General features: G+C 49.4%; 13 protein-coding genes. 6 read left to right on the top strand and 7 right to left on the bottom strand.

Annotation, left to right across the window (positions count from 1 at the left end; translation table 11 throughout):
* Positions 1-346 precede the first annotated feature (346 nt).
* Both pnp and nlpI read left to right on the top strand, forming a co-directional pair.
* Positions 347-2,476, top strand: a complete 2,130-nt coding sequence (pnp, locus tag GMA8713_RS04010) for a polyribonucleotide nucleotidyltransferase (protein WP_062705959.1) — start codon at positions 347-349, stop codon at positions 2,474-2,476.
* Between the two features lie 78 nt (positions 2,477-2,554).
* Positions 2,555-3,460, top strand: coding sequence for a lipoprotein NlpI (gene nlpI / locus GMA8713_RS04005; protein ID WP_062705956.1), 906 nt, complete (start codon positions 2,555-2,557; stop codon positions 3,458-3,460).
* Between the two features lie 55 nt (positions 3,461-3,515).
* Here nlpI and GMA8713_RS04000 read toward each other — a convergent pair whose 3' ends face one another.
* From GMA8713_RS04000 to GMA8713_RS03990, 4 genes are read right to left on the bottom strand one after another with little or no spacing between them, the layout of a single operon-like run.
* Positions 3,516-4,382, bottom strand: a complete 867-nt coding sequence (locus GMA8713_RS04000) for a U32 family peptidase (RefSeq protein WP_062705954.1) — start codon at positions 4,380-4,382, stop codon at positions 3,516-3,518.
* Positions 4,383-4,393: 11 nt separating this feature from the next.
* On the bottom strand, positions 4,394-5,389 hold the full coding sequence (gene ubiU / locus GMA8713_RS03995) for a ubiquinone anaerobic biosynthesis protein UbiU (protein ID WP_062705951.1): 996 nt from the start codon (positions 5,387-5,389) through the stop codon (positions 4,394-4,396).
* A complete protein-coding gene (locus GMA8713_RS27225; protein ID WP_157515466.1) occupies positions 5,350-5,544 on the bottom strand; it encodes a hypothetical protein in 195 nt (64 codons plus the stop codon). Before GMA8713_RS27225 ends, ubiU begins: the two co-directional genes overlap by 40 nt.
* A 35-nt stretch (positions 5,545-5,579) precedes the next feature.
* On the bottom strand, positions 5,580-7,625 hold the full coding sequence (locus tag GMA8713_RS03990; RefSeq protein WP_062705948.1) for a sensor domain-containing protein: 2,046 nt from the start codon (positions 7,623-7,625) through the stop codon (positions 5,580-5,582).
* A gap of 198 nt (positions 7,626-7,823) precedes the next feature.
* Here GMA8713_RS03990 and ubiT point away from each other — a divergent pair, with 198 nt between their 5' ends.
* The 4 genes from ubiT (at position 7,824) to rimI (ending at position 9,787) form a co-directional block, all read left to right on the top strand.
* Positions 7,824-8,351, top strand: a complete 528-nt coding sequence (ubiT, locus tag GMA8713_RS03985) for a ubiquinone anaerobic biosynthesis accessory factor UbiT (RefSeq protein ID WP_062706158.1) — start codon at positions 7,824-7,826, stop codon at positions 8,349-8,351.
* A complete protein-coding gene (locus GMA8713_RS03980; protein WP_062705946.1) occupies positions 8,335-8,838 on the top strand; it encodes a GNAT family N-acetyltransferase in 504 nt (167 codons plus the stop codon). Before ubiT ends, GMA8713_RS03980 begins: the two co-directional genes overlap by 17 nt.
* 117 nt (positions 8,839-8,955) lie before the next feature.
* Entirely contained in the window at positions 8,956-9,351 is a 396-nt protein-coding gene (locus GMA8713_RS03975; RefSeq protein ID WP_062705942.1) for a DNA polymerase III subunit psi, read from the top strand.
* Complete coding sequence (gene rimI / locus GMA8713_RS03970; protein ID WP_062705939.1) at positions 9,341-9,787, top strand: ribosomal protein S18-alanine N-acetyltransferase; 447 nt, start codon at positions 9,341-9,343, stop codon at positions 9,785-9,787. The genes GMA8713_RS03975 and rimI overlap by 11 nt, the downstream gene beginning before the upstream one ends.
* Before the next feature lie 49 nt (positions 9,788-9,836).
* Here rimI and GMA8713_RS03965 read toward each other — a convergent pair whose 3' ends face one another.
* The 3 genes from GMA8713_RS03965 to GMA8713_RS03955 all read right to left on the bottom strand — a co-directional run bounded on the left by GMA8713_RS03965 (position 9,837) and on the right by GMA8713_RS03955 (position 13,844).
* The gene (locus tag GMA8713_RS03965; RefSeq protein WP_062705937.1) at positions 9,837-11,774 is read right to left on the bottom strand and encodes an EAL domain-containing protein; all 1,938 of its coding nucleotides are present in this window, start codon (positions 11,772-11,774) and stop codon (positions 9,837-9,839) included.
* Between the two features lie 61 nt (positions 11,775-11,835).
* Entirely contained in the window at positions 11,836-12,429 is a 594-nt protein-coding gene (locus tag GMA8713_RS03960) for an OmpA family protein (protein WP_062705934.1), read from the bottom strand.
* Positions 12,429-13,844 (bottom strand): TolC family outer membrane protein, encoded by a 1,416-nt coding sequence (locus tag GMA8713_RS03955; protein WP_062705931.1) that lies wholly within the window; start codon positions 13,842-13,844, stop codon positions 12,429-12,431. Before GMA8713_RS03955 ends, GMA8713_RS03960 begins: the two co-directional genes overlap by 1 nt.
* Positions 13,845-13,849: the final 5 nt, after the last annotated feature.

The following is a 13,849-nucleotide window of genomic DNA, read 5'->3' as shown; positions in this document are numbered from 1 at the left end:
TTCTCGTTTTTGCTCCCCGAAACCTCCTCCCTTCGACTAGGCTTAGCCTTCGGTGCGCTCTCCTCACAATGCCTAAAAGGGCGATTGCGGATAAACCTTCAACATCCGTAGATTTTTGTGGCATTTACGCACGAAACTTACGGTCTCACGTTACCGTTCATCGTGTAGCCGTGTATAATGTTGGCGCTTTCATCGGACTCACAGTCAACGAAGTCGACCATCAGGTCGCGACTATTGAGAAAGCTTTCCAGCCAAGGCGAAAACTTTCTCATTAGTCGCGATTGGTGAGACCTTTGAAAGAAAAGTAAAACCGCGCGTATTCGCGCACAACTACAAGGAATCTCTCGTGAATCCAATCGTAAAAACGTTCCAGTACGGTAACCACACCGTGACTTTGGAAACTGGCGTAATGGCTCGCCAGGCGACTGCTGCAGTTATGGTTAGCATGGACGATACTTCGGTATTCGTTTCTGTTGTTGGTAAAAAAGAAGCGGTTGAAGGTCAAGACTTCTTCCCTCTGACTGTGAACTACCAAGAGCGTACTTACGCGGCAGGTAAAATCCCAGGTGGTTTCTTCAAGCGTGAAGGTCGTCCTTCTGAAGGCGAAACCCTGACAGCACGTCTGATCGACCGTCCAATTCGTCCGCTGTTCCCTGACAACTTCAAAAACGAAGTGCAGGTTATCGCGACTGTGGTTTCTGTAAACCCGAACGTTAGCCCAGACATCGTGACCATGATTGGTACTTCTGCGGCGCTGGCGATTTCTGGTATCCCATTTAACGGCCCAATCGGTGCTGCGCGCGTTGGTTTCATCAACGATGAGTTGGTACTGAACCCAAGCAACACTGAGCTTGAGAACAGCCGTCTGGATCTGGTTGTTGCTGGTACTGAAGGCGCAGTTCTGATGGTTGAATCAGAAGCTGACCGTCTGTCTGAAGAGCAAATGCTGCAAGCGGTTGTGTTCGGTCACGATCAACAGCAAGTGGTTATTCAGGCTATTAACGAGTTCGCAGCAGAAGTTGCTACTCCAGCTTGGGATTGGACTGCACCAGAAGTAAACACTGAGCTGAAAGCGCGTGTTGCTGAACTGGCTGAGGCACAATTCACCGAAGCGTACCAAATCACTGAGAAAATGGCGCGTTACGACCGTGTTGGCGAAATCAAGTCAAGCGTGAAAGAGCAACTGCTTGAGCAAGACGAGACGCTGGACGCACGTGAAATCCAAGGCATGCTTTACAGCCTTGAGAAGAACGTAGTACGTAGCCGTATCATTGCTGGCGAACCACGTATCGACGGCCGTGAGAAAGACATGGTTCGTGCATTGGACGTTCGTACTGGCGTTCTGCCACGTACCCACGGTTCTTCTCTGTTCACCCGTGGTGAAACCCAGGCGCTGGTAACGGCAACTCTGGGTACTCAGCGTGATGCGCAAATCATCGACTCAATCACTGGTGAAACAACAGATAACTTCCTGTTCCACTACAACTTCCCTCCGTACTGTGTAGGTGAGACCGGCTTTGTTGGTTCTCCTAAACGTCGCGAAATCGGCCACGGTAAACTGGCGAAGCGTGGTATCCAATCAGTGATGCCATCTCAGGAAGAGTTCCCGTATACAGTTCGCGTAGTATCTGAAATCACTGAATCTAACGGTTCTTCTTCAATGGCTTCTGTTTGTGGTTCATCGCTGGCGCTGATGGACGCAGGTGTGCCAATCAAGAAATCTGTTGCGGGTATCGCGATGGGTCTTGTGAAAGAAGGCGAAGACTTTGTTGTTCTGTCTGACATTCTGGGTGACGAAGACCACCTGGGCGACATGGACTTCAAAGTAGCAGGTACTGACGACGGTGTAACTGCCCTGCAGATGGACATCAAGATCGAAGGTATCACCAAGGAGATCATGCAGATCGCTCTGAACCAAGCAAAAGGTGCGCGTCTACACATCCTGAGCGTGATGGATCAGGCTATTTCTTCTGCACGTGACGATATCTCTGAGTTCGCACCACGTATCCATACCATCAAGATCAACCCAGAGAAGATCAAAGATGTTATCGGTAAAGGCGGTGCGGTTATCCGTGCGCTGACTGAAGAAACTGAAACCACAATCGAAATCGAAGACGACGGTACTGTGAAGATCGCAGCAACCGACGGCGAGAAAGCGAAAGCGGCTATCGCGCGCATCGAAGCGCTGACTGCAGAAGTGGAAGTAGGTCGTATCTACACCGGTAAAGTCACCCGTATCGTAGATTTCGGTTGCTTCGTGTCTGTTATCGGTACCAAAGAAGGCCTGGTACACATTTCTCAAGTGGCTGATAAGCGCATCGAGAAAGTGTCTGACTACGTTGAAATGGGTCAGGAAGTACAGGTTAAGGTTCTGGAAATCGACCGTCAGGGTCGTATCCGTCTGTCAATGAAAGAAGCGGTAGAGCAAGCGCCAGATGCTTCGGAAACTGACGCACAGCCAGAAGCTGACGCATAACGGTTTACGCTTTAGCGTGAAACACGGTATAACAAAGGGGGCTATGCCCCCTTTTTGTTTTTCAGGAGAGAAGCGCGAATGCGAAAACTTAACTGGCTGCCACTGACGGTTCTAGGCTCTGTACTGCTGTTATCAGGCTGTGCGACCTCGGGCAATTCGGTGAATAATAACCAGCCTTGGCACATGCTGCCAATGGCGGTACCACTGCAGCCAACCACGCAGCAGGAAGTGCAGCTGGCGCGAATTGACCAGATTTTACTGCGTGATGATTTAACTGAAAAAGACAGGGCACAGCTTTTCTACGAGCGTGGACTGATCAATGACAGTCTGGGTCTTCGTGATCTGGCTCGTCTGGATTTCAACCGTTCACTTTCCTATAACCCAGCCCAGCCGGATGTGTTTAACATCCTAGGTGTCTATTTCACCCAAAGCGGCATGTATGACGCCGCCTATGAAGCTTTCGACTCCAGCCTTGAACTGAACGAGCAGCACCAGTCTGCTGAGCGGAACCGTGGTATTGCTTTGTATTACGGTGGTCGTTACGAACTGGCTGTCCGCGATCTGCTCAAGCATTACACTGATAACGAGAATGACGCCTATCGCGCATTGTGGCTATACCTCGCCGAGTTGGAAAAAGATGGTCAGGAAAAAGCGCAGCAAGGGCTGAAAGCGCGTTATGATCACTCAGACAAACTTGATTGGGGGTGGTTGCTGGCAAGAATGTACCTGGACGACATCAGTGAAGATGCTTTCTTCCGTGAAGTGATGAATACCAGCACCGACAATGCCCAGCTCGCGGAAAGACTCTGTGAAGGTTACTTCTACCTCGCCAAGCGTTATCAGGCGCAGGGAGATATCAACTCTGCCGTGGCCCTTTATAAGCTGGCAATGTCTGGCAATGTGTATGATTTCGTTGAGCACCGCTACTCCATGTTGGAGTTGAGCCGTATCGCTTACGATCTGAGTCACCCGCCATCTTCATGATAGTTGTTAGACAAAGAAAAGCCGCGTTTGCGGCTTCTTCGTTTTTGCAGGCGGCTTAAAGCTGTGTCGCCATCCCTTCAATACTGTGCCAGTAACCATTGCAGAAGTGACTTTTCGGTGCAAAGCCTGACTCTCCACGTTTAAAGCCAGCAAGCACGTCCAGCGTTGCTTCGCTTTGCGGACTGATGCGAACGACATCCACCAAGCCTTCCATCGATGCAGTATCTGCGCTCAGGTCATAGCAATAGCCGGACTGGGTCTGGATACCGTTCAGGGTAAACAAAGACTGGTTTTCCTGACTTTTTACTTCAAGACCTTGCGGATAATTGATACAGCAGGTCTCGCATTTATCCTTTGGACGGTTCTCAGCACGTGCGCTGAAACAGCGGGCGGAATAGGCCAGTGGCAGATTGCCGTAAGAGAAAACTTCCACCTCAAATTTATCGCGAATCCCCATCGTCTCAGCTTCCGTCAGCACTTTGTGCAGCCATTCGCGTGATAACTCAACAGGCATACACCAGCGGGTCATACCTTTTTTCAGCATCACTTGAAGTGCCTGTGCGTTATAAAGGTTAAGTGCAGGCCCTGCGACAAAGGAAAGACCTTTTTCATAGGCCAGTTGTATGGCAGAGACATCATTGGCTTCAACAATGAATTCACCATTGTCGATGTAGGTCTGCATCACTTTTACTTCACTTGGCGCTTCCAGCAGCGCCATGGTGGAAAGTGCGACTTGTTTGCCGCTGGATGCCAGCTCGCGAGCCAAGTTCATCCAGTCTGCGGGGCGAATCTCACGTCGCTTGGAGCATACTGTTTCACCAAGATAAATGATGTCGGCATCGCTCATCACTGCTTTTTGATAGAAGGTTTCAACATGGTTTTTTTGCCAGAAGTAGAGGAGTGGGCCAAGTGAGTATTTCATAGGAGTCTCCTTTACTGCCATTTACGGTGATAAGCGCCAAGGGTGGTCTGTGCACCTTCGGAAACGCTGTCCAGGCACTGGTTCCATTGAGGCTGCACCTGATAACTGCTCGGATTGCGTTGATAGCTGTCGATAGCCTGACGCCAAGTGCGGGTGACCTGCTCAACATAGGCAGGGCTGCGCTGACGGCCTTCGATTTTCACTGACGCGATGTTTGCTTCAAACAGGTCAGGCAGAATCGACAGGGTGTTTAGGCTGGTGGGCTCTTCCAGCGCGTGGAAGGGCTCACCGTTGGTGACAAAACGGCCTTTACACAGCGTAGGGTAGCCTGCGTTTTCACCGGTTTGGTAACGATCGATCAGAATATCATTCAGACGCGATTCTAAGCCTTCCGCGGTTTCCTGCCAGCGAACGTATTTAGCGGGTGAACATGCGCCGACGGTGTTCGGCGATTCACCTGTCAGGTAGGAGGATAGGTAGCAGCGCCCCTCTGACATGATGCACAAGCTGCCGAACGCGAACACTTCCAAATCCACGTCTGTGGTGCGAGACAGTTGTTTTACCTGATGCATGGAAAGCACGCGTGGCAACACAACCCGCTTAACATTGAAGTGATCTTTATAGAATTGGATGGCGGCACTGTTGGTGGCTGATGCCTGTACCGATAGGTGAATTTCCATGTCAGGATGTTTGGTGGCGGCGTAATCAAGTACAGCAAGATCGGCGATGATCAGTGCATCAACGCCAAGATCCACCGCAGCATCCACCGCATCTATCCAGCGATGAAAGCCATCAGGATGCGCAAAAGTGTTAAGCGCAACATGGATATGTTTCTTGCGGTCGTGAACGTAAGAAACGGCTTTTTCCAGCTTCTTTCCGTCAAAGTTCAGACCTGCAAAGTGACGGGCATTGGTGCCGTCTTTAAATCCAATGTATACCGCATCCGCACCATTATCGATGGCGGTTTTCAGAGCAGGAAGGTTACCTGCTGGGCAAAGCAATTCCATATTTCTCCCCACATTGTGTGGTCAGCATCAGGCTGGTTACTGTTTCGGGTGATGGTCTTGATAAGCCCTGAATTGTAGGCAGAGTTGGGGGAGAGGGTTTTGATGTAAGGCAGGTTAGCGCCAACAAACGGACGAGAGATAGAAAGAGGCGCCAATGGCGCCTCTGTGGTATTTGTTTTTTTCCGCGTTGTTAAGACGCGATTTTCGCTTTGCGGTTATTAATCAGTAAGGCTTCAAATTCTTCACGTGGCATCGGTTTATAGAAGTGAAACCCCTGAATCGTGTCGCACTTCAGATTGGCAAGCACACTGGCCTGCTTACCGGATTCCACACCTTCCGCCACCACGGACATGTTCAGCGAGCGGCCCAGATTGATGATATTTTCAATCAAGGTAACCTGCTTGGGGAAGGTCTCCATATCGCAGATAAATGCGCGGTCAATCTTAATCTCATCAAGCGGGAACTTGGCAAGATATGACAGAGAGGAGTAGCCGGTACCAAAATCATCAATCGACAGTGAGAAGCCCAGCTCCTTGATGGCATTCAGCATCTGGATCGCATGCTCGCCATCGTTCATCACCGCACTTTCTGTCAGCTCGAAAGTGATCAGTGACGGATCGGTTTGGGTTGCTGCTTGCAGCTTTTTCATGTGCGAGGTTAGGTTCGGGTTACGAAACTGCTGTGGTGACAGGTTGATGGCCACTCGGCCCGGCAGTACTTTCATATTTTGCCAGCGACGGACGGTTTGGAAGACTTCTCGCATCACATTGCGACCCAGCAGCTCAATCATACCGGAGCGCTCAGCGACTGGAATAAAGCGCCCTGGGCTGATGTAACCCTCCACTGGGTGTTTCCAGCGCACCAGCGCTTCAGCACCATTGATGGTGTAGTCTTTGGCGTTGACCTTGGGTTGGTACCAGACTTCCAGCCCATTGTTTTGCAGCGCTTTTTGGAGCTCAATTTCCAGCCATAAACGCATGCGCGCTTCTTTGTTCATGTGCTGGTTGTAGGTCACTATGCGGTTGCGGCCTTGTTCTTTGGCTTCGTACATCGCGGTATCGGCATTCTGAAGCAGGCTGCGCGCATCCTTACCGTCACCTGGGAATTTCACCATCCCAATAGAGCAGGCGAGGTACTTACTGAAATGGTAGAGGTCGAACGGCTGACTAATGACGTCTACGACGCACTGTGACAGTTCTTCAGCAACGTCAGGGCTACTTGGCTCGGGGAGTAAAACCGCGAATTCATCGCCGCCAAGGTGACCTAAAATAGTATCGGAAGGAAGTTGTTTACGGAGACGTTGTGCGATGTCCTGCAAGACGCGGTCACCAATGTGGTGTCCGAGGGAGTCGTTGATATTTTTGAAATTGTCAACATCAAGATAGAACATCAGAAGCGGCGTATTGCTTTTGATGAGCTGCTCCAGGCGTCGTGAGAAACCATGGCGATTGTAAAGTCCGGTTAGAGCATCAAACTGTGCCAGCTTCTCGATGGTTTGCTTGTGATCGGAGACTACCCCCGTGCGGGAGAGCGTAATGAGAGCACCACTGCCGCCAAGCAGGCTGATCGAGCCGTAAGAAATATTAATTGGTGCCAGATTGTCGCCAGCGCCTTTTGTCTGGCAAACCAGTTGTTGACCTGGCTTTAGCAAGGTCAATGAAGTGAAAACAGATTGCCCTTTCACCGGTGGCACCAAAAGGTTTTCGATGTCCTCGCCAAGAATTTCATTCTGGTTGTCGAATCCCAGAAGTTTCACCGCATGGTGGTTAGCACTCAGAATGATACCGCCGTCCAGCACGCAACACCCATCGCCAACCAACTGACAAAGGTTGTCAAAACGGCTTTCTGATGATTCCAAGGCGCTGGTGAGTACCTGTCGCTCTGAGGTATCAGCAGCATGGAAAATCACAGCGCCATCTGCCCATTCGCTATTGGTCAGTGGCGTGACGCTGAAGTGGAAGCTCGAATCATGAACACCATCATTCAATATGATCTCACCTTCCGACGCTTCGCCATTAAAAGCTCGCATATAGTGAGGCTTTAGTGCTTCATAAAAATTGGAGCCAAGAATTTCCCTATCCTGTTTTCCCACCAGTTCTTCTTGATCCAGACCGCTGATTTCACAATAGCGCTGGCTCACCCAGAGGTATTGGTGATTTTTATCGAGAACGGCAAAGAGAAATGGACTGTTTTGAGTAAGACGTGAAAACCAATAGGTCAACTGCTCAACTGGCATTTAGGCACCATACATTGTAGCTCGTAAAGCTTTATCTAAATTAAACTCCATAATTGAGACAACACTATATAATGTGAGAGCATAACGTTAAACCTTTATGGGAAAGAGCTTTGTTTTTTGACTCAGGGCATGAAAAAACACGCGAGCAGTGTCATAAAATGTCGATTACTTTTGGCTTATTCATATTGGAACACCACTTTGTTCGACAAACTCCATGCAACGCTGGTGCAGCAGGCACCTAATTTTCTGCGCTTTCCTGTTAAGCTCCTTCCTGCTTCTATTCAGCAAAAAGTGATGCTTGAAACGTTGAAGCACGTTTTCCATGAAGCTTTGGATGATGGTGAGTTTGAGTTTCTCGAAAACCGCTGGCTCGAAGTGCATGTTCGCGATATTGATATGAAGAGCTTTATCAGCTTTGAAGATGAAAAACTGATGGTACGTAGCCATATCGACAATGCAGATGTGCGATTTAGCGGTGACCTCAATGATCTGATCCTCATCGCAGCACGCAAGGAAGATCCAGACACTCTGTTCTTCCAGCGTCGATTATTGATCGAAGGCGATACTGAACTGGGACTGGAAGTGAAAAACCTGATGGATAGCGTCGACTTGGATTCACTGCCTTCTGGATTGCGCCAGGCACTATTTACATTGGCAGATTTCGTACAAAAAGGGCTACAATCGACACCCAATGTCAACGAGGCCCAATATGCTCATAAGATCTGAAGCGCTGGCTGATCAGCTGGCCATTGATAGACTGCTGAAAAACGTATTTCCGACCGAGGCAGAAGCTGCTTTGGTCCGTGCGCTGCGGGAGAATGGCCATAACACCTTGTCGCTGGTGGCGTGTAATGATGATGGCGAAGTGGTTGGACACCTAATGTTCAGCCCGGTGCTGGTTGGTGAAACCGATACTGGCGTTCAAGGCTTAGCGCCTTTGTGTGTGCATCCCGGTTATCGTCAACAGGGGATTGCGGCCCAGCTCGTCCGTGAAGGATTTGATACGCTGAACGAGTTTGGTTATCCCGCTTGTGTGGTGTTGGGCGACCCGGCTTACTACAGCCGATTTGGTTTTAAGCCAGCTGAGGATTTTGGCCTTAGCTGTAAATGGGATGTACCTGCAGAGGCCTTTATGGCGTTTGAATTTACGCCAGGAGTATTTGACGAAGCGCGTGGTGAAGTGGCTTATTGCCAAGAGTTTGATGCGCTGTAGATCATTCCAATGTACCCCAAAAACACTAAGGGCTGCGGTAGCAGCTCTTTTTCTTTGTGTTGTTTACTCTTGGCCTTTGATAGCATTTGTACACACGGCAGAATGAGTGAAAGCGGCATGAACGATTTACAAAGACTGAAGGAAATGGGGATCACGGTATGGGATATCCGACGACCTGAGTGCTATCCCGACTTAGCCCCTCAGCCTGTTTCTCTGCCTGAACATTGTAAACTGCTGCTGGTGTGTGATGCTCAGCCCAGTGAACAGGAAGCTTGGCTATTCAGTAAGGTGCTTGCCAGCATGAAATTATCTGTTGAACAGGCCCTTTATCTTCCGCCGCAGGCAGTTAATTTGCTTGGAAAGCACCAGCTGGATTGGTGTTGGTTTGCAGGTACTCAACAAACAGATATTGACGGGGTGAAGATGTTAACGTCACCTTCACTCGCCGTACTCGACAATGATCAACTTGCCAAGAAACAACTTTGGCAGCAGATAAAGCAATATGAATCCTGAAATCCTTCCGATGGACAGCCAGTGGTTGGACGAAGTCGTGCGTATTGAACAAACCGCTCATAGCCACCCCTGGGCTGAAAGCCTGCTTAGAAAACCAGAAGCCAAATTTGGCTGTAACCGCGTATTGGTTATAGATAATCAACTGATTGGCTACTTCTTTGCCCAATGTGTGGCAGGCGAAGCCTCATTGTTGAATATTGCTGTTTGCCCCGAGTTTCAAGGAAAAGGACATGGTAAGCAGCTTCTTCAGGCATTTCTTGATTGCATGCGCGAAGCGGGTGGGGAAGAGGCCTGGTTGGAAGTGCGTGAGAGCAATCAATCAGCTATCAGGCTTTATGAAGCTTTGGGATTTAACGAGTTTGATCGTCGGTATGATTACTACCCGACGGCGTCTGGCAGGGAAGATGCTCTGATCATGAGTTGTTGGTTCGAATAAATCGCCCAGCCGCCCTTAAAAGAGAACCCGCTGCAGCGGGTTCTCTTCGTTATGCGGTTTGCTCAGAAGGGGTTATCGGCACTGGTGGATGAATAAAACCTTGATAAGCATCGATGAAGTCGGCATTTATCCTTGCCTTGCTTTCATCGTCTTTCACGCCAGTGGCAATCACAGTAATGTTTTGTGAGTCCGCGATATTGGCCAGCGTTTCCGTGAAGACGCGGTTCTGTGCATTCTGATTTTGGCTAAGCGCCTGATCCAGCTTGACATAACCCGGCTTCAACACCGAAAGATACTCGACCTCCTGTAAATAGCGTCCGAAGTGATCGATACCAATTGTTGCCCCTGTTTGTCTGACTGCTTCACTGAAGCTGATACACGCCGTGAGGTTATTGCGTGCACTGGCTTCACTGATCTCAAAGCAAATATTTTCCGCCGGGAGTTCACTTTTCAGCAAATTCTGAAGCCAACTGATAAATTGTCGGTTTTCAAGACTGTCATCGGTCAGGTTTAAGGCTAAAGGCTGGGTGATAGGTTTAATTTTATGAAGATTTAGCAACTGTTCGACCACCACACGATCAAACTCTACGCCTTTCTCAAACAGCTGGATATAGGGCATCAATCTTCCGCCGGATTGCCAGGTTCCTTCAATGTTAGCTTGGGTAAACACTTCACTATGCAGTGGATCTGTTGTGTCTCCAAATAAGCGATACACCGGCTGGGAAAGGAGTCGAACCGCTTTTTTCTTGAGCGCATTATCCAACAAAGAGCGCCAGGTTTCGCGGTCGATGACCTGCTCTTCTGAACCACGGTTAAACACGAACACTTCATGGTGTTTGATGGCGCGTTGAAGTGCGTTATCCGCCAAGGACATCAGTTGAGTGCCTGGTAGACCATGACCATGTACCACACCAACATAGAAACCTTCATTGGTCTCAAACCCTGCCATGGTGACTTCATTATTGAGGGTACTAATCAGTGTATGAAGGCCGTTGCGACTTTGTTCTTCACTGCATTCTGGGAGGATTAGCGCAATTTCGGTTTCGCTGATGCGCGCCACACAGATATTTGGTAAAGCGCTGAATGCTGATTGCAAAGAAGTCGACAGTAAACGCCAGGTTTCGTCACGAGCGGCATAGCCATAACGACGATAAATGGTATCAAGCCAACTCATGTTAGCGATCACCACTGCACCCGGTACACCTTCATCATCGCTCATCCAACTGTTGAGCTGGTGGATGAAATACTGACGGTTTGGTAGCCCAGAGGCAGTATCGTACATCATACTGTTATTCAGGGTTTTCAGCTCTTTATGCAGCGATTGGATCATTCTCTGAATGTGAGAGGAGAGGTTATCTAGCGCCACATCCAGTGATTTCACCCCCGAACGTTGTTTAGCTTGTGATGACGTAAAGTCCTTTTCAGCCAGGCTGTTCAGTGTTTTGGTTACGTGGGCAATGGCCCTTTTGTTCCGATTGAAAGCTAGAGTGAAAACCGTTAACAAGGAGACAATGGTTGCCCCGAGCGTAAGCGCTAGCTGATTAAAATCCCGATAAATTTGCTGATTGGCTAAATCTGGTGAAAACGAAAGGGTCAAGGTCGCCACCTCTGAACCGTCGTGGTGCAGTGGAATAACCCGCTCGATAGGCTGCACCGAACCGAGTTGTTGAAACCAGTAGTCTGTTTGGGCAACCGCGTCTTTCCTTGACCAAATACCTTGCTCTGCAGTGACCTGGTCGGTCAATGTTATCTGGGTCAGTTCAGATGAAAGCGTAGCGTTCGTGATACGTGCAATCGCATCCGTGTCGTAGTAAGCCACCAAGGTAGGCAGAACTTGGGTCAACTGGGTTTCAACGGTATCAGCATGTCGGGTCAATTGTTGTTGCTGTTGACTAATGCCATTTGACAGCATGGCGAGTAGTGACAACAAGGCTAACAAAATTGCCGACAGGTAAACCCCAACCAGTGGCGAACGTCGTGTAAACATAGTGAGTCTCTAATTAACACACAATAAGTAAAGGCCGGCACAGCGCGCCGGCCTTTACCAATCAATTGACCGTGAAAATGGTCCAGCGCATGTCCGTGGTGCTGTAGCTGCCTGAGAGGGTGGCCATAACACGTCGGTTCACGTCATGTGCATACTCAGAGTCTTCGTCGTTCAATGGCACTGTGTCGCCATAGCCGATAGCATCAACGCGGGACGCATCGATATCAAAGTCGTTGACCAAAGCTTTTGCAACAGCATCTGCGCGACGCTGAGAAAGCGTAAGGTTATAAGCAGGGTTACCGACCTTACTGGCATGACCCTCAATCGTGACCGAAGCGTTCTTCTGATCATTCAGGAAGTCAGCCAATTGCTCCAATTTGGCATAGTTGCTTGGACGCAACTCTGATGAGTCATTTGGAAAAGTGACATTCAGGCGAAAGCTTTGCTTTACGGTTTTATCTTGAGGGCAGCCATCGTTATCAACGGCCGCGCCGCGAAGCGTTTCATCACACTTCTCACGGGCTTTTATCACGCCGTCATAGTCAAGATCACGCAGTTCATTCACCTGTGGTGAGGTGTCTTGCATAGTCACGATGCCTTGTGAGCTGCAGCCTGCCAAGAGCAGTACTGAAAGAATAGTGAATCCCTTTTTCATTACTTGACCCCTCCTTCGTAGTTTTCGTCTCCTTTCCATACTTCAGGGGTGGTGACGCGTAGTGATGCCAACAACTGACCCGTTGCATTCAACAGTCGATATTGGGCGATAAGGTCATCGTACTCTGCGGTGAGATACTCACGACGCGCCTGGAAAAGTTCGTTTTCTGAATCCAGCACATCAATCAATGTTCGCTGGCCCAGTTTGAACTGATCCTCATAGGCATTTCGTGTTTCGGTCGAAGCTTCAACGTGTTGGCGAAGGTACTGCATTTGTTGTTTCAGGAAAACACGGGCATTCCAAGCCAGGGTGGTGCCTTCTTCAATGTCGCGGTAGGCATTAAGCCGAACTGCTTTTGATTCATTGATACTGTAAGCGGCTTCACGTTCACGGGCTTTGTCTACGCCACCAGAGAACAGGTTGTAGTTAACGCGAACCATAGCGAGGATTTCATCATTGTTGCCGCCAACGTCGGCTGGTGAATCAAATGGGTTCGCGGTTGTTCCGTCATTACCATCCAGATTGTCATCCCAACTGGCGGACAGATCGAAAGTTACCTGTGGGTAGTAATTTCCTTTGGCTGAGGCACGCTGTGCTTTGGCAGCATTGATGTCATTGTCCGCGGCTTTTAACGTTGGGTGAGATGCTTTTGCCATCTCCATTGCTGATTCGAGCGAGGTTGGCAGCATCACAGCATCCGGCACGGGAATCCGAGTGTCTTCTGGTGCGCGGTTAACGATGCGCTGATAGGAAATTCTGGCATCAGAGAGGTTGTTCTGTGCTGAGATTAGGTTCGAGTGAGCACGAGCCAGTCGACCGGTTACCTGGGATAAGTCCGCGGTTGAGCCCAGACCAGAATCCGTTTTCTGTTTGACCTGCCCATAGATAACCTGATGGCTTTCCAAGTTATGTTGTGCGAGCCCTACTATTTGCTCTGCACGCAAGAACTCGAGATAAGCACGCGAGACTTCTAGTGCCAAGTCTTCTGCGGTGGCGTATAGGGTCCACTGTTCAGCGCTGGCTTCAAATTCGGTACGTTTGACTTCGTTTGTTGTTTGAAAGCCACTGAAAAGCACCTGACGAAGTGACACACCAATTTCCCGTCGAGTCATTTCGACTTCTTCATCGACCCCGTAGATTACAGAGTCTCGTCTGGTCGACGGACTTTCTGTCCATTCACGGCCAATGCCTGCATCAAAATCGATGGTTGGATAGTAGCCCGCGCTGGCTTGATTAACTTGCTCTTCGCTTGCTTTAAAGCGATTAAATGCTTGCCTGATTTGCGGGTTAGTATCCAGTGCTGTTGCTACTGCCTGCTCAAGTGATTGAGCGGCAGCCGCTGCAGGAAGTAAGGTCGCCGCAACTGCCAATGCGGTGACACTTCTTCTGAGCGAGTGGCCAACACTGTTTTTCATTACTC

Origin of the sequence: Grimontia marina, assembly GCF_900060185.1 — a bacterium.
In the GTDB taxonomy this organism is placed as follows: domain Bacteria; phylum Pseudomonadota; class Gammaproteobacteria; order Enterobacterales; family Vibrionaceae; genus Enterovibrio; species Enterovibrio marinus.
Note: the sequence above shows the minus strand (reverse complement) of the source record. Positions and strands in the feature narration are given on the sequence as shown.

Bases quoted from the DNA above. Each gene is read 5' to 3' on its own strand.
- GMA8713_RS03975 (WP_062705942.1), top strand. From the start codon at position 8,956: ATGAACGATTTACAAAGACTGAAGGAAATGGGGATCACGGTATGGGAT.
- GMA8713_RS03990 (WP_062705948.1), bottom strand. From the start codon at position 7,625: ATGCCAGTTGAGCAGTTGACCTATTGGTTTTCACGTCTTACTCAAAAC.
- ubiU (WP_062705951.1), bottom strand. From the start codon at position 5,389: ATGGAATTGCTTTGCCCAGCAGGTAACCTTCCTGCTCTGAAAACCGCC.
- nlpI (WP_062705956.1), top strand. From the start codon at position 2,555: ATGCGAAAACTTAACTGGCTGCCACTGACGGTTCTAGGCTCTGTACTG.
- GMA8713_RS03960 (WP_062705934.1), bottom strand. From the start codon at position 12,429: ATGAAAAAGGGATTCACTATTCTTTCAGTACTGCTCTTGGCAGGCTGC.
- GMA8713_RS03955 (WP_062705931.1), bottom strand. From the start codon at position 13,844: ATGAAAAACAGTGTTGGCCACTCGCTCAGAAGAAGTGTCACCGCATTG.
- GMA8713_RS03965 (WP_062705937.1), bottom strand. From the start codon at position 11,774: ATGTTTACACGACGTTCGCCACTGGTTGGGGTTTACCTGTCGGCAATT.
- rimI (WP_062705939.1), top strand. From the start codon at position 9,341: ATGAATCCTGAAATCCTTCCGATGGACAGCCAGTGGTTGGACGAAGTC.
- GMA8713_RS04000 (WP_062705954.1), bottom strand. From the start codon at position 4,382: ATGAAATACTCACTTGGCCCACTCCTCTACTTCTGGCAAAAAAACCAT.
- GMA8713_RS03980 (WP_062705946.1), top strand. From the start codon at position 8,335: ATGCTCATAAGATCTGAAGCGCTGGCTGATCAGCTGGCCATTGATAGA.